Source organism: Ruegeria sp. H8 (genome assembly GCF_056532905.1).
Genome location: NZ_JBQFNY010000005.1, coordinates 17,665 through 37,782, shown reverse-complemented (window position 1 = coordinate 37,782; position 20,118 = coordinate 17,665). Strand labels below are relative to the sequence as shown.

Below are 20,118 nucleotides of genomic sequence, written 5' to 3'. Positions count from 1 at the left end.
ATCAGCGCCGGAAATGACGTTTGGCGCTGGTCCACCAAGGGAGGAACGTAATGAATACAAAGGCATTAACAGCGATCGCGGCAGTTCTGGTTTTCCCAGTGGCAGCAATGGCCGGACCTGACGAAGACAATCTTGTGATCAATGACGAGCTGGACATGACCTCGGTCACCGAAGCGCCGGCGCATCTGGAAAACCTGGACACGATCTATTCCGGTTGGCATTTCCGTACGGATGAAACCCAGGCCCTTCAGATTGATGATTTCGACAATCCAGCGATGATCTTCGTCGACCAGGCTGCAGACCTTTTTGAGACGGTCGATGGGGCTGCCGGCAAAAGCTGTGCCTCGTGCCACGACGGGGTGGAAAGCTTCAAGGGATTGCAGGCTTCCATGCCGAAAGTTGATGCCGAAACCGGCAAGCTGGTGGTCATGGAAGATCTGATCAACGCGTGCCGGACCGAGCACATGGAGGCTGATGCCTGGAAATGGTCCGGCGGCGATATGCAGGGCATGGTCGCTTTGATCGGACTACAGTCACGCGGGATGCCCATGAACGTTGCCATCGACGGTGATGCCGCCCCGTATTGGGAACAGGGCAAGGAAATGTACTATACGCGCTATGGCCAGCTGGAGCTGAGCTGTGCCAACTGTCATGAAGACAATTGGGGCAACATGATCCGGGCAGATCACCTGAGCCAGGGAATGATCAATGGGTTCCCGACGTATCGCTTGAAACAGGCCAAGCTGATTTCGCGACACAATCGTTTCCGCGGTTGTATTCGTGATACGCGGGCGGAAACCTTTGCCGAAGGTTCAGACGAATTCCGTGCGCTGGAGCTTTATGTTGCCTCGCGTGGCAACGGGCTTTCAGTCGAAACCCCGGCCGTGCGCCAATAACGAACGACCCGCGCCGGCGATGTCCGACGCGGGTTTTTCAAGAATATAACATTCACACATTAATATGTGTAATAGGAAAGCCGAAAGATGATTTCTCGACGTGACTTCTTACAGGTTTCAATGGCGGCATCGGCTCTGTACGGAGCGTCCGGGTTTGGCAATTGGGCCAGGCTTTCCGCGCAGCAAAGTCTGACGCAGGATCAGCTGCTGGAGTTTCAGACCTTTGGCAATATCAGCCTGATCCATGTAACTGACATCCACGCGCAACTCAAACCGATTTACTTCCGTGAACCCGAGATAAACCTGGGTATCGGCGAGGCGAAAGGGCAGATGCCGCACGTCACGGGGGCCGCATTCCGCAAGGCCTACGGGATCGAGGATGGCAGCCCGTCCGCCTATGCGCTGACATACGACGACTTTGCGGCCCTGGCAAAGACCTACGGTCGGGTCGGTGGTTTGGACCGGGTCTCGACGGTGATCAATGCCATCCGTGCGGACCGGCCCGATGCCCTGCTTTTGGATGGCGGCGATACCTGGCACGGGTCTTACACCTGTTACCAGACGGGCGGTCAGGACATGGTCAATGTCATGAACGCGCTGAAACCTGATGCAATGACCTTTCATTGGGAGTTCACGCTGGGCAGCGACAGAGTTAACGAAATCGTCGAAGGGCTGCCCTTTGCCGCTTTGGGTCAGAACATTTTTGATGCCGAATGGGATGAACCTGCGGAATTGTTCAAGCCCTACAAGTTCTTTGACCGAGGCGGTGCAAAGGTTGCCGTGATCGGGCAGGCGTTCCCTTACATGCCAATTGCGAATCCGGGTTGGATGTTCCCTGAATACTCTTTCGGCATTCGGGATGAGAACATGCAGGCAATGGTCGACGAGGTTCGCGATGCCGGTGCCGATGTCGTCGTCGTCCTCAGCCATAACGGCTTTGACGTGGACAAGAAAATGGCCGGCCGGGTGCAGGGGATCGACGTGATCCTCAGTGGCCACACCCACGATGCGCTGCCCGAGCCGGTTCTGGTGGGCAAAACGCATATCATCGCGTCAGGCTCGAACGGCAAATTCGTCAGCCGCGTGGATCTGGATGTGCGGGATGGGCAGTTGATGGGGTTGAAGCACAAGCTGATCCCGATCTTCTCTGATGTTATCGCTCCGGATCCTGCGATCACCGCCCTGATAGATGAGCAGCGCGCGCCCTATGAGGCGACGCTCAGCGAAGTGATCGGCAGAACGGACTCGTTGCTCTATCGTCGCGGCAATTTCAACGGAACCTGGGATGACCTGATCTGTGATGCCCTGCTTAAGGAGCGGGAGGCAGACATTGCCATGTCCCCCGGTGTTCGTTGGGGGCCGTCGATCCTGCCGGGGCAGGAGATCACGCGCGAGGACATCTGGAACGTCACTTCGATGTCATATCCGAATGCCTATCGCACGGAAATGACGGGTGAGTTCATCCATGTGATCCTCGAGGATGTTGGCGACAACCTGTTCAACCCTGATCCCTACTACCAGCAGGGCGGCGACATGGTCCGTGTCGGTGGGCTGGGCTACCGCATCGACGTGACCAAGCCGCAAGGGCAGCGGATCAGCGAGATGACCCTGCTCAAGACGGGTGAAGCGATTGATCCGTCGAAAACCTATGTCGTGGCCGGCTGGGCCAGCGTCAACGAAGGCACCGAGGGTCCGCCGATCTGGGATGTCGTCGAAAACCACATTCGCAACCTTGGAACCGTAACGGTGCAAGAGAACACCAGCGTCGATGTCGTCGGCGCCTAAGAAACAGATGGAGACCTTAGAGATATGGATGACGCGTTCAAACCGTCCCGCCGGGCTTTCCTGAAAGGCAGTGCCGCGGTCGCCGCGGGATCAGTTGCAGGTGCGGCAGTGGCAGAAAAGCCCGACCCCCTGATAACAGAGCTTCAGGATTGGGCATCGTACACGGGTGCAGGCGTTGACGAGACACCCTATGGCATGCCGATCAGCTATGAATCCCATGTCGTGCGCCGCAATGTGGAATGGCTGACCGCCTCTCCGATTTCGTCGATCAACTTCACGCCGATCCACGCGCTTGATGGTACCATCACACCCCAGGGCTGCGCCTTTGAACGGCACCACTCGGGCGCAATCGAGCTGCGCAAGGAAGACTATCGGCTGATGATCAACGGGCTGGTCGATCGCCCGCTTGTCTTTACGTATGACGACATCGAACGTTTCCCGCGCGAAAACCACGTGTATTTCTGCGAATGCGCGGCGAATACCGGGATGGAGTGGGCGGGCGCGCAGCTCAACGGTGTGCAATTCACCCATGGTATGATCCACAACATGGAATACACCGGTGTTCCGCTGCGCACGCTGTTGCAAGAGGCCGGCGCCGATATCTCGCCCGACAAATGGGTCTATGTCGAGGGCGCGGACGCGTCGTCCAATGGCCGCTCCATTCCGATGGAAAAAGCGCTGGATGATGTGTTGGTGGCCTTCAAGGCAAATGGCGAGGCCCTGCGGATGGAACATGGCTATCCTGTGCGCCTGGTCGTGCCAGGCTGGGAAGGCAACATGTGGGTCAAATGGCTGCGCCGGATCGAGGTCGTCGACAGGGCGGTCGAAAGCCGCGAAGAAACGTCGAAATACACCGATGTCTATGCCGATGGCACGGCCCAGAAATGGACTTGGGTGATGGATGCGAAATCCGTCATAACCTCGCCCAGCCCGCAAATGCCGATCAAACATGGGCCCGGGCCGCTGGTGATTTCAGGGCTTGCATGGTCAGGTCACGGACAGATTACCCGTGTCGATGTATCCAAGGACGGCGGCATCACGTGGGAAACGGCACGCCTTGGCAAGCAGGGCGACACCAAGGCTTTGACACGTTTCTATCTCGACACGAATTGGGACGGGGCACCCATGCTCCTACAGGCCCGAGCAATGGATGAGACCGGCTATGTGCAGCCAACCAAAGACCAGCTGCGCGAAAAGCGCGGCGAAAACTCGGTCTATCACAACAACTGTATCCAGACGTGGTACGTAAGCGCAGAGGGGATCGCCGAGAATGTCGAAGTCTCTTAGTCATGTTTTCCTGCCCGTATTCGGCGGCACAGCGTTGGTGCTTGCGGGGGCGTTGGTGTTCGCCAACCGAAACTTCGGCCAATCGAAGATCGAAACTTTGGAAACCCGGATTGGCCAGGTCGAGGCCCACGCAGCAGCCGCACAGGAAAAAGCGAAGGCAGAAGCCGAACGAGCAGCCCAGCTTGAGCTCGAAGTCCAGGAAATTCAGGCCGCCGCGGCGGAACGGGTCGCGAATGGCGCGAACCTGACCGCACCTGCGCCCAGCCGCGAGGGCACCTATGGGCTTGGACGGCCTGCGCTGGAGGAAGAGATCGCGGCCTGGGACGTTGACGTTTTGCCGGACGGGCGGGGCTTGCCTGTCGGATCGGGCGACGTTTGGACCGGGGAAGAAGTGTTTGCCGACCGCTGCGCCTCATGTCACGGAGAGTTTGCCGAAGGTGTGGACAACTGGCCCGTTCTTGCCGGTGGGTTCGATACGCTTGCAAACGAAGATCCCGTGAAGACCGTCGGGTCCTACTGGCCGCATTTGTCTACTGCCTGGGATTACATTTCCCGATCCATGCCATTTGGCGAGGCGGGCACTTTGACCGCGGATGAGACCTATGCGATTGTTGCCTACATCCTGTATTCCAATGATTTGGTGGATGACGATTTCGAACTGAGCAACGAAAACTTCGTCGAATTCGAGATGTACAATAAGGACGGTTTTGTCGTCGATACACGACCCGAGACCGAGTACGCCGAATGGCGCAAAGAGCCTTGCATGGAAAACTGCAAGGCAGAGGCTGCTGTCACGATGCGTTCCGTTTTTCTGGTCGAGACGCCGCCCGAAGGTGGGTCGAACTCGGTGATGAATGATGCCACAGTTGAGGGGTTGCCGACATTCACTGCGGACGGCCCGTCGTTCATTCCGGCAGCGGCACCCAAGCCCGAGGAAGAAGCCGCTGCGGAGCCAGCCGTTCAAGAGGCCGAAGAGACCGACGAAGCAACGGAACTGGTTGCCGCCGGAGCGAAAGTCTTCAAGAAGTGCAAAGCCTGCCATCAGGTGGGTGAAGGTGCAAAGCACGGCACCGGGCCGGCGTTGAACGGGATTGTCGGGGCCAATGCAGGATCGGTCGAGGGGTTCAAATACTCCAAGGCGATGAAAGCCGCAGCCGAGGCCGGCCTAGTCTGGACGGATGAGGAAATGGCGGCCTTCCTGACGAAACCCAAGGATTACATGAAGGGCACGCGAATGTCTTTTGCGGGGCTCAGGAAGCCAGACGACGTTGAGGCCGTGATTGTCTACCTCAAATCGTTCGGAAGCTGATCATGCGGTGGTCGGACATACTGGCGTGCGCGGCGGTTGTGGCGGCTTTCGCCACATCGACCTACGCAACCGAAGACCTTGGTGATGCCGAGGCCGGGAAAACAGTGTTCGCCAAATGCAAAGGCTGCCATCAGGTTGGCGAAGGCGCTGAAAACAAAATCGGTCCGCATCTGAATGGTGTCTTTGGGCGCAAGGCCGCAGGTCTCGATGATTTCAATTATTCCAAAAGCCTTATGCGCGCGGGAAATTCGGGTTTGGAATGGCACGCTGACACTCTGTCAGCCTATATCGAAAATCCTCGTGCATTCGCCTCGGGCACAAGGATGAGCTTTCGCGGTCTGAAAGACCCGGAAGACCGGGCCAATGTGATTGCCTATTTGCGGGGGTTTTCAGACAACCCTCGGGATATTCCCGAAGCGGACCCAACCGCGAAAGGCACGGACCATTCCGTCGATCCAGCGATCCTGGCGATTCAGGGAGACCCCGAATACGGCGCATATCTCAGCAGCGAATGCACGACGTGCCATCAGATCGAAGGAAGTGACGAGGGTATCCCGTCGATCGTGTATTGGCCCGACGAGGATTTTGTCGTCGCCATGCACGCATACAAGGACAAAAAACGGCCACACCCGGTTATGCAAATGATCGCCGGAAGGCTGAGCAATGACGAGATCGCGGCGTTGGCCGCATATTTCAATAACCCAGAGTGATTGTGCCTAAGGGGAGGAAACGCGATGACACTCAATAGACGTACATTTCTAGGAGCCGCCGGGGTGGCGGCAGCCGGGTTATCTGCACCGATGGTTCTGGCTCAGGGCAGGCCCCGGGTCGTTGTTGTCGGCGGCGGTGCAGGCGGCGCCACGGCTGCCCGCTATATTGCGAAGGACAGCAAAGGTGAGATCGACGTGACGCTGATCGAGCCGTCCCGGACCTACTACACCTGCTTTTTCTCGAACCTGTATCTTGGAGGGTTCCAGGAACTCTCGGATATCGCCCACAGCTATGGAACGCTTGCTGCCGACTATGGGATAAACGTGGTCCACGATTGGGCCATCGGCGTGGACCGCGATGCCAAGACTGTATCCTTGGCCGGGGGTGGCTCGGTCCCGTATGACAAACTGATCCTCAGCCCGGGTATCGATTTTGTCGACGGGGCTGTTGAAGGCTGGGACGTCTCGGCGCAGAACAAGATGCCGCATGCGTACAAGGCCGGCTCGCAGACAGAGCTTCTGAAAGCTCAGATCATGGCGATGCCCGAAGGCGGTACTTTTGCGATGGTTGCACCACCAAACCCGTACCGCTGCCCGCCCGGACCCTATGAGCGGGTCTCGATGGTTGCGCATGTTCTGAAAGCAAACAATCCCACGGCGAAAATCATCGTGGCGGATCCGAAGCCGAAGTTTTCGAAGATGGCATTGTTCCAGGAAGGCTGGGCAAACCATTACGAAGGCATGGTCGACTGGATCGGTGAAGACTTTGGTGGTGGAAATGTCTCGGTAAACCCGGACGCGATGACGGTGACCATCGACGGAGAAGCGACCAAAGTCGACGTCTGCAACGTGATCCCGGCGATGAAAGCCGGACGCATTGCCGAAATGGCCGGAGTGACCGAAGGCAACTGGGCGCCGGTGAACGCCGCGGACATGTCCTCCAAGGCGGATCCGGACATCTATGTCCTGGGCGATGCCAGCCAGCAGGGTGACATGCCGAAATCGGGTTTCTCGGCCAACAGTCAGGCGAAAGTGTGCGCGAATGCCGTGCGGGGTGCGTTGACCGGATCCAAGGTGTTCCCGGCCAAGTTCTCCAACACCTGCTGGTCGCTGATCGACACGGATGATGGCGTGAAGGTTGGCGCAACCTACGAGGCGACGCCGGAAAAAATCGCCAAGGTGGACGGCTTCATCAGCCAGACCGGCGAAGATGCCGATCTGAGAAAAGCAACGTATGAAGAGTCGCTGGGTTGGTATGCCGGTATCACCTCGGACATGTTTGGATAGAAGTTCTCGGGGGTTTTGACACGGGTCAAAGCCCCCGAAGCTCAATCTGAGAAACTGCGGCTCAGGAGGAGGATCAAGATCATGAAGCACTTAATCATCACGGCCGCGTTTTTTGCAGTCTCTGCCAGTCAAGGGCTTGCCGAGGATATCATCACGACCCCCTTTAACGGAAGTTTTGATGATGCCACCTTCGCGGTCGAATCCGCCATTGTCGGGCAGGGGTTGGTCATCGACTATGTGAGCCACGTTGGCGAAATGTTGAACCGAACGGGCGCTGATGTCGGCAGCGACAAACAGATATTCGCGGCGGCGGACATCTTTATTTTTTGCTCGGCAAAGATTTCGCGTGAGGTGATGGAAGCAGATCCGATGAATATCGGCTATTGCCCATACGGGATATTCGTGACCGAGGACGATGACGGGGTGAAGGTAGGATACCGAAGCTATCCGGACGGCCCAATGCAAAAAGTCCAGACCCTGTTGTCCGGAATCGTTGAAGAGGCTGTTGGGGATTGAAATGAACTACCAGCAGTATTTTCGTGATCAACTTGGTCTACTGAAAGACGAAGGAAACTACCGGGTTTTCGCGGACCTCGAACGTCAGTGCGGCGCGTTTCCAAAGGCGCGCAGTTACACGGGGAATGGTCCCGAAAAAGTCACTGTCTGGTGCTCGAACGACTATCTTGGAATGGGCCAGCACCCAAAAGTCCTCGCAGCCATGCACGGGGCGATTGACAAAAGTGGTGCCGGGGCAGGGGGAACGCGGAATATCTCGGGAACCACGCACGAACATGTGCTGTTGGAGCAGGAGCTTGCGGACCTTCACGGCAAGCACGCGGCATTGCTGTTCACGTCTGGTTACGTATCCAATTGGGCCGCCTTGGGAACCTTGGCGTCCCGCATTCCTGGCATCACGGTTCTGTCCGACGAATTGAACCATGCCTCGATGATCGAGGGGATTCGTCACAGCCGTTGTCAAAAGCGGATCTGGAAGCACAACGATCTTGAGGACCTTGAAAGACATCTTGCGGACCTGCCTGCAAATGCGCCCAAGCTGATCGCGTTTGAAAGCGTCTATTCCATGGATGGCGATATTGCACCGATTGCCGAGATCTGTGATCTGGCGGACCAATATGGCGCGTTGACCTATCTGGATGAGGTTCACGCGGTCGGGCTGTACGGTCCGCGCGGCGGTGGCATCGCCGAGCGCGAGGGTCTGATGGACCGCCTGACCGTGATCGAAGGGACTTTGGGCAAGGCGTTCGGCGTGGTCGGTGGGTACATCGCGGCGTCGAAAGAGCTTGTCGACTTTGTCCGATCCTTTGCCAGTGGATTTATTTTCACCACTGCTTTGCCTCCGGCCGTGGCGGCAGGTGCTGCGGCTTCGGTGAAGCACCTGAAGCAAAGCAATGCAGAGCGGCAACAGCACAAAAAGCGCGTGCGCGAAGTCCGGGACAGGCTGGACGATCTGGGTATTCCCCATACACCGAACCCAAGCCATATCATTCCGGTGATGGTCGGCGATCCGGTCAAGTGTCGATTCATTTCGGATGTGCTGATGCGTGACTATGGGATCTACATCCAACCTATCAACTATCCAACTGTTCCCAAAGGAACGGAACGTCTGCGGATTACGCCGTCGCCGGTGCACACCTGTGAAGACGTGGACCGGCTGGTATCTGCGTTGGGCGAGTTGTGGACGCAATGCCAATTGGCGCGCAGGCCAATGGCTGCGCAATAACGCTGACGAATTGACCAAAGACAAAGACACATACGCAACGAAGTGAGAGTTTCTGTCCATGGAGAGGCTCATCGATTTGCTGGGAGACCCGGGCACCCTGGCGTTTGCCGGAGTGCTGGTCGGTATCTTGTTCGGTGTGACGGCTCAGAAGTCGCATTTTTGTTTGCGCGCATCGACGGTGGAAGTCGCCGAAGGTAAGTTTGGCCCTCGCTTGGCGGTTTGGCTGATCGCCTTTACCGCGGCACTGACGCTGGTACAGGCGCTTGTCTCGCTTGAATTGCTGGACCTTTCCGAGGCACGCGCGATCGCGTCAACCGGCAGCCTTAGCGGTGCGGTTATTGGTGGGGCGATGTTCGGCATCGGCATGGTTCTTGCGCGCGGATGTGCTTCTCGCCTGCTGGTCTTGGCGTCGTGCGGCAATCTGCGTGCACTTGTGACAGGGTTGATTTTGACCTTGGTGGCTCAGGCCGCCTACACAGGCGTTCTCAGCCCGGCCCGTGAAGCGATTTCCGGTCTGTGGACCATCTCAGGAGGCGCAGAGCGCGATCTTGCAGAAATAATAGGGTTCCCCCCATCGGTCTATTCGGCCGTTGCAGCAATTGGATTTGTCCTGTCGATCGTGTTTGCCCTTCACAGGAAAGTCGCGCCTGCAAAGATCGTGACAGCCGCCGGAGTTGGCGGGGCAGTGGCGCTTGGCTGGTTCATGACGTTTTCCATCGCGCAGGCATCCTTTGAGGTCGTCCCCGTGTCTTCGGTGACGTTTACCGGCCCGGCCACAGACACGCTGATGGCGTTGGTTGCAGAGCGCAATGTGGTGCTGTCTTTCGGTATCGGTCTTGTGCCGGGCGTAGCCATTGGCGCAGCAGGATCTGCCATCATTTCCGGCGAGTGGAGGATCGAACGCTTTGGCTCGGACACTCCGATGGAACGGTACCTCGTCGGAGCTGTCCTCATGGGGTTCGGGGCGATGCTGGCCGGAGGTTGCGCCGTGGGCGCCGGACTTTCAGGCGGGTCCGCCCTGTCATGGACAGCCTGGCTTGCCGTTTTCTTCATGTGGGTTGGGGCGATAGGCACGCACAGGTTTTTGATGCGGCTGCCGGTATTGCAGCATTCCTGACTTACTCGAACTCCATCTGTTCGAAAACGCGCCCGGCATTCTTGGTTGCCAGTTCCTCGTACGTGTCCAGATGGGCATAGGGGGACTGATCGACATAGTAGGCTTCGGTCAGATCGCCGCCTGCATCCATATGTTCTTGAATCCTGGTTCGCAGGTACACCAGGTAATCGCGTGTATAGCGGCGCACCTGATCCATATTCGTGGGATGACCGTGCCCGGGAATGACATACGTGGCATTCAAAGCCTCGAACTCGTTGTCCCAGGTTTCCAGCCAATCCGCGGTATAGGTCTCTTGAAAGATCGGCAGCATGCGCTCGTGGAACGCCATGTCACCCGCGATGACAAGGCCTTGGTTCGGCAGCCAGATCGAGATATCGCCGGGGCTGTGGGCCGGTCCGAGGTATTTGGCCTCGATCCGGAAGTCGCCCATCTCTATCACGTATTCATCATCGAATGTCTCGGTTGGGCCTGCCAGAAACGTGCCCTCTGCCTTGTCCTGATTGTATCGTTTCATTCCCTCCAGAATCTGAGGGCCATACTCCTCGAACTCGGCAGCTGCATCCGAATGGGCGACGATCGGAACCCCGATTTCCGACCAGTAGGCATTGCCAAGCATCGCGTGCCCCTGACCGTTCTCGTTGAAGACAAGCGTGACCGGCTGATCCGTAATCGCCTGAATTTCCTTGTGAAGCGCCTCGGCAAGGACATAGGCGGCACCGCCGTTGACAACGACCACGCCCTCACCGGTCACGATGAAGCTCAGGTTGTTGTTGTGACCAGAGTTTTCGTAGGTCGGCGGAGCGGTTGCGCCAATGGCGGAATAGACGCTAGGGATGAATTCGACCGGCTTGGAATACAGAACGCTTTGCGGATACTGGTCTGCAATATCCTCGCTTGCCCAAGCTGGTGTGACTAAAGCAACCGCAATCCCGAATGATCGTATCATGACGCCTCTCCAATGAATCTGTAGGCCGAGTCGGTCTTTTCGACGCGGCCAATTCCACCGTTCGGTAAGTGGAAGCCAATTATTCTCTTTTTTTCTTCGGAAACCTGATCCAGAAGTGAGTAACGCGCAGCTGCGGCGACCTGGGGATCCTGATCCGTTCCACTGTGCCAATCGGGGTGCTCAAAGGCCACGTGCGGATTTCCCAGCGCGTCGCCGACGACCATCACGGACTCATTCCCATTTCGAAGCTCAAAAGCCATGTGACCGGGCGTGTGCCCAAAGCTTGCCCGTGCCGCAATGCCCGGAAGTATCTCTTGACCATCCTCGAAGAACGCGACCTGATCCTCGATTGCTTCCAATCGCCGTTTTGCACCGGCCGCGAACGCGGTGCGATCTTCACCTATCGTGTCCACCGTTGAGGGGTTCCACCAATAATCCCATTCTTTGCGTCCAATGAGGTGCGTCGCATTAGGGAAAAGCAGGTCGTCGAAATCATCCAGAACACCCCAGATATGATCCGGGTGCGCGTGGGTGAAAACCACATGCGTGACACTTTCGGGCGACAAGCCGATTGCTTCAAAAGTTTCCATCAGATTGCCCGATGTGGGCATGAAGTCCGGCCCCGCTCCAGCATCGAACAGCACGGTGTTTTCATCATCTCGATAAAGCGTGACGTTGCACTCTGGCTCGTACTTGGTCGCGTCCGCTTGAGTGCGGGTCAGAAATTGCTCGACCTCCTCTTTGGGCATGGCTCCGAAAACAACATCAGGTGGCAATGACAGGTATCCGTCTGACACGGTCGTAATTCGGGCTGAAGGACCGAGCCGCAGCTCTGCTTGCACGATCCTGGCTTGAGCTCCAAGTGCCGCAAGACACGTGGCATTGAACAGGAAGCTGCGTCGGGACAAAGAAATTCCATTCATACGCAATCATTAAAATGAATATTTTTATTTGTAAACGATGGAAGTACCAACAAAGGATCATTCCACGACGCTGAAAAACCGGTCGGGTCTTCTTTGTAATTGGGCGAAGATCGGTTTTCAGCGGTGGTAAATGGAGACGACACCAAGGTCATGCGCAAAGTGAACGTGCAGCGCAATCCGCGTCATGATGGTTTGCCGAGGAAGAGATGATGTCGGAAAGGCGATTGTTACGTGACCTCGAAACAGGGGAGAGGCCCAGCCGCTGAACGACGGCGACGGCAGACGCAGCTTTCCACCGAAAAATCCCGGCCCATCTGCGTCAAAGCGCATTGTTCTCATCCCGCTGTGCTTGTAAGGAAATTGCACGGCCCCAGGGGCTGCGCCGTGCGGGCGTGATGGAATGGTAGACATATCAGACTTAAAATCTGAAGGGCGTATGCCCGTGTGGGTTCGAGTCCCACCGCCCGCACCAAAAAACCGAATAAGCGTTTTTAAAAAAACAAATAAAAATATGGCACCTTTCGTGCCCCACATTCTGCCCCACACTTGGTGAGGTATGCTTGCCAATCGGGCGGCCTTTTCTTCGATTAGACTTTCCAGTTCAGCAACCTTCGCCATATTGACGCCTGTGCCCTGGTGAATCATCCATTTGCTGTCTTTCTCTGTGCACAAGAACGATTGATCCGATCGAAATGGCGTGTAGACCATTCACTAATTTTCCAGGGAGGACCCCACAGGCTCTGAAACTCGATCAGTCTGGAGCCTGGTCTTCGCTTGGCCTACAGTGTTGCTGGGCCTCTCCAACCGAAAAAGGAGCTCCTATGTCCCGACTTTCAGAACGCACAGACTTTGCCACCGAAATCTGCAAGCAGGCTGGGGTAGTGGCCAAAAAGTTCTTTGCAGATCGGGTCAATCTTGTCGTTGATCAAAAAGGCGCTCAGGACTGGGTTAGCGAGGCGGACAGGAGCGTTGAGACTTTCATTCGTCAAAAGATCGCGGAAACTTGGCCCAAAGATGGCGTTTACGGTGAAGAACATGGCGCGGTAGCGGGAGAGAGTGGCTTTGACTGGGTTATTGATCCAATTGATGGAACCACGAATTTCGTGAACGGTATTCCAGCATGGACCATTGTTCTGGCTGGTGTCACCAACGGCCAAACGGAGATTGGCGTGATCCATGATCCAAACGTGGATGAAACATTTGTCGCAACGCGCGGAGAATCAGCGACACTTAACAGATCACCGATACGCGTCGCTTCAGGAGTGCCGTTGCGCGACGGAACTGTGGCAGTAGGATACTCGAACCGGATTGAAAGCCGTCATGTTTTACCCGTGATCGAGAACCTGATCGAGCACGGGGCGATGTTTCACAGAAATGCCAGTGGAGCGCTTTCGTTGGCCTACGTCGCTGCCGGACGCCTTTTGGGTTACGTCGAGGAACACATGAATGCTTGGGATTGTCTGGCTGGGCAATTGCTGGTCGCGGAAGCGGGCGGTGTTGTCGAGGATCAGAACGCCGATGCGATGATCCGAGACGGCGGGCGCGTGATCGCAGGCACGCCAGATGTGTTCGAGACGTTGCGTGAGATCGCAGAAAACGCTTGGAGCGCTTAACGTCTAAGTAAAAGAGACCCAACCTGAATCAGGTTTGAGTGTCGCTAGATCAGCCTGCCAGAAATGGCCTTGTGAGGGCTGGTCATACTTGCGGTCTATCAAACAATCCGAAAGTGCGCACCAAAGCAATGTGCCTACTGCCCCGTGGGTCGCGATTGCAAGATCCCCGGCATGATGCGTCTGGATTATCTCTGTTACTGCGCGATGAATGCGTCTCTGCGCCTCGACAGCTGTTTCCCAACCACGATAGCTCCTATCCGGCTGAGCAAAGAAAGCATCGGCTGCGGCCTCGAAATCGTCCCGAGGCAAGTAACCGGTTGCGCTGCGGTCGTTCTCACCAAGGCCCAAGTTGCAATTCACGGGTAGCGCTCGTGGTGCAGCAAGAATCTCAGCTGTTTCGCGGGCCTTCCGCTCGCCACTGGTCCAGATCTGCGTCACGTTGGACAAGACTTCACTGGATGCAAATTCATTAGCGCGTTTGCGGCCCACAGCATTCAAGCCCCACTCAGTTATCGGGACGGCCGGGTCGACAGAGACCTCGGGGTGCGAGATGATAATGAGTTTCGGCATTTAATCCGGCAAAAGAACGGGGCCTTTGTCAGCAAAGCCCATTTTGATTTCGGTGCCGGGATCAAGCGGCGCATCGACGTCATCGTGTACGACAAAAACCTGACCGAATTCACCGGTCAGCGTATATTCCATCCGAACGCCAACATAGGTCGCCTTGGCCACCGTGGCTGGGATGCCTTGGTCTGAACCGATGACCAGACGTGAGGGTCGCACGGCGATGGTTGCAGGTCCTTCGGACAATCCGCGACGTGGTAGTGTGTGGCGGTAGCCTTCTATTTCTATCGTTGCCGCGTCGCCATTGATTTCGACGATTTGGCACTCCAAAAGGTTTGCCTCGCCTATGAAATCAGCGACAAATCGGTCGTTCGGGGCGTCGTAAAGCTGGCGTGGGGTGCCCATTTGGGCGATTGCTGCATTGCGCATGACAACAATCTCATCCGAGACCGCCAGTGCCTCCTCCTGATCGTGGGTAACGTAGACAACTGTCAAACCAAGATCTTGCTGGATTGCCCGAATATCCTCTCGCACCTGACGGCGAAGCTTGGCATCGAGGTTGGACAGCGGCTCGTCGAACAGCAGAACCTGCGGCTCAAGAACCAGCGCGCGGGCGACTGCAACACGCTGTTGTTGACCCCCTGACAGTTCAGAGGGAAGACGGCTGTCGAACCCCTGAAGGCCAACCAGTTCCAATCCATTCAGAGCGCGGCTGCGGGCTTCATCCTTTGCAAAGCCCGAGAATGTGAGGCCATACATCACGTTTTCCAGCACGCTCATGTGAGGGAAAAGCGCGTATGACTGGAACACCATGGATACGTCGCGGTCGGTGGCAGGCAACTTGGTCACGTCCCGATCTCCGATCAGGATCTTGCCCGAGCTTGCCATTTCCAACCCGGCAATCATGCGCAGAGTCGTTGTTTTCCCACAGCCTGACGGGCCAAGCAGTGTGACGAGCTTTCCCGCCTCGACGTTCAGGTTGATGTTGTCGACGGCAACGACATCCTTGCCGAACACTTTCGACACGTTCTCAAAGCGTACCGGGGCGGCCTTGGAACCGATTTTGGTGTCGGTCATGGCGATGTCTCCGTTGCGTGCTGCGTGCGTCGGCCAATCTGGACCCGACCGACGAGAAGTTGCAATAAGCCGACCGCCGCGAGCATCACGAAGATCAGCGTCGTCGAATAGGCGATCGCAAGGCCATAGTCGTTGTTCTCGACCCGACCGATGATGTAGCTGGTCGCCATGTCATATTCTGCGCTGACCAGAAAGATGACGGCCGAGATCGCCGTCATGGCGCGCACAAAGCTGTATACAAGCGCGGCAAGTATCGCAGGGCGCAACAGCGGCAGAATGATATTTCGGAACGTCTGCCACGAGTTTGCACCAAGGGTCAGCGAGGATTCATCAAGGCTGCGGTCAAGCTGCGACATGCTCGCGATCCCCGCACGAACGCCGACCGGCATATTGCGGAAGATGAAGCTGACAACGAGAATGACACCCGTACCCGTGATTTCAATCGGCGGAACGTTGAAGGCCAGGATGTAGCTGACGCCGATCACTGTCCCGGGGATGGCGAAGGACAGCATTGTTCCAAATTCGAAAGCGTTCTTGCCTGCAAAACTTTGTCTTGTCAGCAGATAGGCGGTCACCAGGCCAACGGCGGCAGTCAATGGCGCAGCAATGGCCGCGATGGTTATGGTGGTCCAGAAACTGTCCCAAGCTGCCCCGGTCCAGCGAATACCCTCTTCTTCGAAGCGGACCGAGAATGCAGTGATATAGTGTTTGATCGTCAGCGAGTTATCGACGCCCCACAGCTCGACAACACTGCCGTAAATGATCATCGCGTAGACAACAATTGTGAACAGCGCCCAACCCAGGGCGATGAGCAGTACCGGAACAGAAAGGCCAGTGGGCATCAGTGGATGAACGCCGGCATCCCCTTTGCCGGTGACGGTTGTATAGCTTTTCTTCCCCAGCCAGACACGCTGCGCGTAAAAGGCGGAAAGAGTAAAGAACAGAAGCACCATGGCCAGAACCGCAGCCCTGCCCTGATCGTACTGAGCGCCGACGATGGCAAAGAATATCTCGGTCGAAAGCACGTCGAAATTCCCGCCCAATACAAGCGGATTTCCGAAATCGGCCATGCTTTCGATGAAGCCGAGAAGAAATGCATTCGCAAGACCCGGCCGCATCAAAGGCAGAGAAACTGTCTTGAATGTCTGCCATCTGCTGGCGCGGAGCGTTTGCGCCGCTTCTTCCATCGACGGAGAGACACCTTCAACCACACCGATCAGAACAAGAAACGCAATTGGCGTAAACGCGAGTGTCTGCGCGATCAGGATGCCCGGCATTCCGTAAAGCCAGCGTGTCGGTTGCGTGCCGAACAGTTCGGCAACGAACCGGGTGACAGAGCCGGACAGGCCAAAAAGCAGGATCAGCGCCAGGCCGATCACGAATGGCGGGGTGATTATTGGCAGAACGGTCAGAGCCCGCAGCGCGCGCTTGTAGCGAAAGCCTGAGCGCGTCACGACAAGTGCAAAGCAAAGACCAAGAACCGTGGTGATGACGCCAACGAGGATGGCAAGGAACAGTGAATTCCAGGCTGCGCCACAACGCGCGCCCTGAAAACACCCCAGACCCCACAGTCGATCATCGAAAAACTTCGAGAAGAAGACCGCGATGGAATACGCGCCGTCTTCGGTGATGAAGGCAGCGAAAAGCATCTTCGCGATGGGAAAAAAGACAAACGCGGTGACAATTGTAATAACGCCCCCGATGGCGCTTACGACAAAGACGTCACCGTTAATGGCACCCCTTGCCGCGATCCCCTGAGTAAGCAGGAACAGAAAGCTCGAGGCGCATATCATCGCGCCATAGCCCATGCCGAACTGACGGTCGCCAAGTTCGCCAAACATCGCCTCCAACCAATGAAAGTTGAAACCTCTGATGCCAATGCTGAACCCCTGAGCGATCAGCCAGCCAAAGCCAAGCGCCCCTGACAAGATCAATATGCGGGCGTAAACTGGATCAGATTTGGTGCGCTTCAACACCAGAAGCGGCAGGGCCAGCGCGATCACAAGCGGCGCGAGCCAAAGTTTTTCACCCTGCCCAATCAGAAACGCAGCGGGGGCGTAACCCTCATCGAATGGATAGCCGTCCAAAAGCCACTCGAACGACCAAAGGCCACCGTCGACCATGTACCAAGGTAACAGGCAGAATCCGACCCACCCGGCCGTGATCCAGAAGATCAGGACCGGATGGGTCGTTTTTGAAGTCTGGTCAGTCATTTACTGCGGCAGAGTCGAAACCTCTTCGTCCCATTTCTGCAACAGACGCTTCCGTTCGTCCGAGGACCCATACTTTTTGAAGTCATAATCAATCAGCTTGATCTGACTCATGTCTGGCGCGCTCTCCGAAGTTTTTGCGTTCTTGTTCGACGGTACCTGAAACGCGTTGACCTGAAGAGCAAGATTCTGAGCTTCTGGAGACAGCGCCCAGTCATAGAACTTTTTCGCCTCTTCTTCGTTGCGTGCCCCTTCAATAATCGACATCGAGCCGATTTCGTATCCCGTGCCCTCGCATGGCGCGACGACCATAATCGGGAATCCTGAAACGGCCTGCTTCACGGCGTCATGCATGAAGACGATACCAATGGTGTTCTCACCTCGACCGGCGGCCTTGATCGGCGCGGACCCGGACTTGGTGTATTGGTTGATGTTCGAATGCAGGCCCTTCATGAACTCAAAGCCTTCATCCTCGCCAAAGATCTGAACCATCGACGCCAGCGTGGTATACGCCGTACCTGATGAGTTCGGATTCGCCATCTGAACGTGGCCCTTGTATTCGGGCTTCAGCAGGTCTTTCCAACAGGCCGGTTCGGGCAGGTTGTTTGCAGCGATAAGATCGGAATTGTAGCCGTAGCCGAGTGCGCCCGAATAGATGCCGATCGTTCTGTTGCCGGCGCTTTCTGCCTGGGATATCGCCCAATCATGAAGCTGGTCGCGCATCGGCGAAGTGTATTCCATCGTCAGGCCCTCTTCGGCGGCCTGCAAATGCGGATCACCCGTACCGCCCCACCAAACGTCTCCTTTCGGGTTCGAGCTTTCGGCGCGTATTTGTGCAAAGGTCTCCCCTGACGACTTCCGGGTCATGTTGACGTCGATGCCCGTTGCATCTTCAAAGCTGCGCGCCATCAGTTGGCACCAGTCTTCTTGCGCCGAGCAATAAAGTGTCAGCTTGTCGGCCTGTGCCGCCGACAGTGACGCAGCCAGGGCGATCACCGATCCAACCGTGGTGGATATCAATTTCCTCATTTTCTTCCTCCCTTTGAGCTTGATGCGTCCGGGTTTCCCGGTTCTTTCATGCCCTTCCTCATGCAGCCTGTCGAAGTTTCTTTATGACAGTTTTGACTTCTGGATTGTCTGTCAGATTGTTCAGTAAATCTGACAGGTCGCTTTCTTGAACCAACTTTGCGGCCTTTGCCGGTGAAAACCAGTGACGCGTGCGTTCACCTTTTTCCTTCCAGCGTCGCTTCAGCTTTTCCACGACCATCGGATAAAGGGTGACGCGGCAGCGAACGCTGCTTCGCCCCTCGTATCGTTTATCATAGAAAAAATGACCGATTGGCCGTTTCGATATGGTGCCGACGGCGCCTGCTTCTTCTTGCGCTTCGATTTCAGCAGCTTGCCATGGTTTTTTGCCGTCCATTAGCCAGCCCTTCGGGATAACCCACCGGCCGGTATCTCGCGAAGTGACCATAAGAACGCGCAACTTGCCAGTCTTGTCCCAGCGCATCGGAAGCGCCGCAATCTGATCTGCCGTTTCGCTGTCGCCCATGCCGCCTCTCAATGCCACACGATCAAGAACCAAAAGGAAGCTGTCTTGTTGGCAAGTTGGCCGGTCAACGCTTTGCCTTGGCTCGTATTCTGAATTTGATCAGCCTGTGCATCTTTGCTTTGCGCTTCGAAATACTTGTGTTCGCTCGAATTCTCACAACCTTCCGAGGGTTATGCAACAAAAAATATTGCATTATGACCGAAAGCCCACAAAAGTGGGTTTCGAAACCTAGTCGGGTCGTCGGATGTCCAAAACTAAAACGCGCGGCAAAATGTCTGAAAAGAACCACAGCCGGGTAAAGAAATCCGACCGGCGCCAGCAGATATTGCTGGAACTGAAGCTGCGCCCGCATGTTCGCATCAACGAACTGGCGCAGCGGTTCAACGTCTCCACCGAGACGGTACGCAGAGATTTCGATGCTCTGTCGAATGATGGCTTGATCGCGCGGGCACACGGGGGGGCATCGGCCGCCGCGCAAGGGCACTATCCGGGTCTGGATGAACGAACAAACGCACAGGTTGAGGAGCGCGAACGCATAGGTGCCACAGCGGCAGAACTGATCCAGAGCGGTGAAACGGTCATGATCGATTCCGGCTCGACCACAATCGAAATGGCACGTGCACTGGCTTATATTGGCACATCTTGCACCGTAATCACCAATTCCATTCCCGTAGCCATGACCCTTGGCCATGGGGCTGCACAAGTGCTGTTATGCCCGGGGGAATACTTGGCAACTGAGTCTGCAACGATCGGAACCGAGACGCTGGAGTTTCTGTCCCGTTTCAACGTCGACAGGTGCATGATCGGTTCCTCGGGGTTTTCGCCCGATGGCCCTTCAGAAACGGTGCGCGGCTTTGCGGCAATAAAGAGGGCAATGCTGTCGCGCGCCCAGAAACGGCACCTTCTTGTTGATTCCGGGAAATTCGGCCGGAAAGGCCTGTCTCAAGTGGGGGGCCTTGACGACCTGGATTCAATAATCACCGACAAAAAACCAACAGGAGAATTGCATAACGCCATTGAAGGCGCCCGGGTCGACGTTCTCGTCGCCGGGTAGATATGAAATGACTGATTAACGGCGGATAAAAAGCACCGCACTTGACT

At 56.3% G+C, this 20,118-nt stretch carries 18 protein-coding genes and 1 tRNA gene; 12 read left to right on the top strand and 7 right to left on the bottom strand.

The annotated features are described in order from the left end of the window. The first annotated feature begins 50 nt into the window (after nt 1–50). The 9 genes from soxA to ACR0A2_RS13240 all read left to right on the top strand — a co-directional run bounded on the left by soxA (nt 51) and on the right by ACR0A2_RS13240 (nt 10,132). Nucleotides 51–896, top strand: a complete 846-nt coding sequence (gene soxA, locus ACR0A2_RS13280; RefSeq protein ID WP_171120744.1) for a sulfur oxidation c-type cytochrome SoxA — start codon at nt 51–53, stop codon at nt 894–896. A gap of 87 nt (nt 897–983) precedes the next feature. After that, nucleotides 984–2,681 carry a thiosulfohydrolase SoxB gene (soxB, locus tag ACR0A2_RS13275; RefSeq protein ID WP_171641099.1) on the top strand — a complete coding sequence of 566 codons (1,698 nt, stop codon included), beginning with the start codon at nt 984–986 and terminating at the stop codon, nt 2,679–2,681. Between the two features lie 24 nt (nt 2,682–2,705). Beyond that, entirely contained in the window at nt 2,706–3,968 is a 1,263-nt protein-coding gene (soxC, locus tag ACR0A2_RS13270) for a sulfite dehydrogenase (protein ID WP_480447564.1), read from the top strand. Then, nucleotides 3,952–5,277: a c-type cytochrome gene (locus tag ACR0A2_RS13265; protein ID WP_480447565.1), complete on the top strand. Its 1,326-nt coding sequence runs from the start codon at nt 3,952–3,954 to the stop codon at nt 5,275–5,277. Before soxC ends, ACR0A2_RS13265 begins: the two co-directional genes overlap by 17 nt. 2 nt (nt 5,278–5,279) lie before the next feature. Next, nucleotides 5,280–5,987 carry a c-type cytochrome gene (locus ACR0A2_RS13260; protein ID WP_480835495.1) on the top strand — a complete coding sequence of 236 codons (708 nt, stop codon included), beginning with the start codon at nt 5,280–5,282 and terminating at the stop codon, nt 5,985–5,987. Nucleotides 5,988–6,011: 24 nt separating this feature from the next. Beyond that, entirely contained in the window at nt 6,012–7,274 is a 1,263-nt protein-coding gene (locus tag ACR0A2_RS13255; RefSeq protein ID WP_480835493.1) for an FCSD flavin-binding domain-containing protein, read from the top strand. Between the two features lie 81 nt (nt 7,275–7,355). Further along, nucleotides 7,356–7,790, top strand: coding sequence for a DUF302 domain-containing protein (locus ACR0A2_RS13250; RefSeq protein ID WP_171641091.1), 435 nt, complete (start codon nt 7,356–7,358; stop codon nt 7,788–7,790). 1 nt (nt 7,791) lies between these two features. After that, complete coding sequence (gene hemA / locus ACR0A2_RS13245) at nt 7,792–9,015, top strand: 5-aminolevulinate synthase (protein WP_480835490.1); 1,224 nt, start codon at nt 7,792–7,794, stop codon at nt 9,013–9,015. A gap of 58 nt (nt 9,016–9,073) precedes the next feature. Continuing rightward, entirely contained in the window at nt 9,074–10,132 is a 1,059-nt protein-coding gene (locus ACR0A2_RS13240; protein WP_480835488.1) for a YeeE/YedE family protein, read from the top strand. A 1-nt stretch (nt 10,133) separates the two neighbouring features. On the opposite strand, the gene ACR0A2_RS13235 is transcribed toward ACR0A2_RS13240, so the two are convergent. Further along, nucleotides 10,134–11,078, bottom strand: a complete 945-nt coding sequence (locus tag ACR0A2_RS13235) for an MBL fold metallo-hydrolase (protein WP_480835486.1) — start codon at nt 11,076–11,078, stop codon at nt 10,134–10,136. Continuing rightward, nucleotides 11,075–12,001: an MBL fold metallo-hydrolase gene (locus tag ACR0A2_RS13230; protein ID WP_480447573.1), complete on the bottom strand. Its 927-nt coding sequence runs from the start codon at nt 11,999–12,001 to the stop codon at nt 11,075–11,077. Before ACR0A2_RS13230 ends, ACR0A2_RS13235 begins: the two co-directional genes overlap by 4 nt. Before the next feature lie 386 nt (nt 12,002–12,387). Here ACR0A2_RS13230 and ACR0A2_RS13225 point away from each other — a divergent pair. Next, nucleotides 12,388–12,473 (top strand) — tRNA-Leu (locus tag ACR0A2_RS13225). A 349-nt stretch (nt 12,474–12,822) separates the two neighbouring features. Beyond that, entirely contained in the window at nt 12,823–13,614 is a 792-nt protein-coding gene (locus tag ACR0A2_RS13220) for an inositol monophosphatase family protein (protein WP_480447574.1), read from the top strand. A gap of 3 nt (nt 13,615–13,617) precedes the next feature. Here the strand turns inward: ACR0A2_RS13220 and ACR0A2_RS13215 are convergent, their stop codons facing one another. The 5 genes from ACR0A2_RS13215 to ACR0A2_RS13195 are packed head-to-tail and all read right to left on the bottom strand — an operon-like array spanning nt 13,618 to nt 19,017. Beyond that, a complete protein-coding gene (locus tag ACR0A2_RS13215) occupies nt 13,618–14,184 on the bottom strand; it encodes a histidine phosphatase family protein (protein ID WP_480447575.1) in 567 nt (188 codons plus the stop codon). Continuing rightward, nucleotides 14,185–15,255 (bottom strand): ABC transporter ATP-binding protein, encoded by a 1,071-nt coding sequence (locus ACR0A2_RS13210; protein WP_480619506.1) that lies wholly within the window; start codon nt 15,253–15,255, stop codon nt 14,185–14,187. It lies immediately after the preceding gene. Next, a complete protein-coding gene (locus tag ACR0A2_RS13205; RefSeq protein ID WP_480447578.1) occupies nt 15,252–17,468 on the bottom strand; it encodes an ABC transporter permease in 2,217 nt (738 codons plus the stop codon). Before ACR0A2_RS13205 ends, ACR0A2_RS13210 begins: the two co-directional genes overlap by 4 nt. After that, nucleotides 17,469–18,494, bottom strand: coding sequence for an ABC transporter substrate-binding protein (locus ACR0A2_RS13200; protein ID WP_480835483.1), 1,026 nt, complete (start codon nt 18,492–18,494; stop codon nt 17,469–17,471). It abuts the gene before it with no gap. Between the two features lie 58 nt (nt 18,495–18,552). Further along, nucleotides 18,553–19,017 carry an NUDIX hydrolase gene (locus tag ACR0A2_RS13195; RefSeq protein WP_480619508.1) on the bottom strand — a complete coding sequence of 155 codons (465 nt, stop codon included), beginning with the start codon at nt 19,015–19,017 and terminating at the stop codon, nt 18,553–18,555. A gap of 244 nt (nt 19,018–19,261) precedes the next feature. On the opposite strand from ACR0A2_RS13195, the gene ACR0A2_RS13190 reads away from it, so the two are divergent. Beyond that, on the top strand, nt 19,262–20,071 hold the full coding sequence (locus ACR0A2_RS13190; RefSeq protein WP_480835481.1) for a DeoR/GlpR family DNA-binding transcription regulator: 810 nt from the start codon (nt 19,262–19,264) through the stop codon (nt 20,069–20,071). The last annotated feature ends 47 nt before the right edge of the window (nt 20,072–20,118 follow it).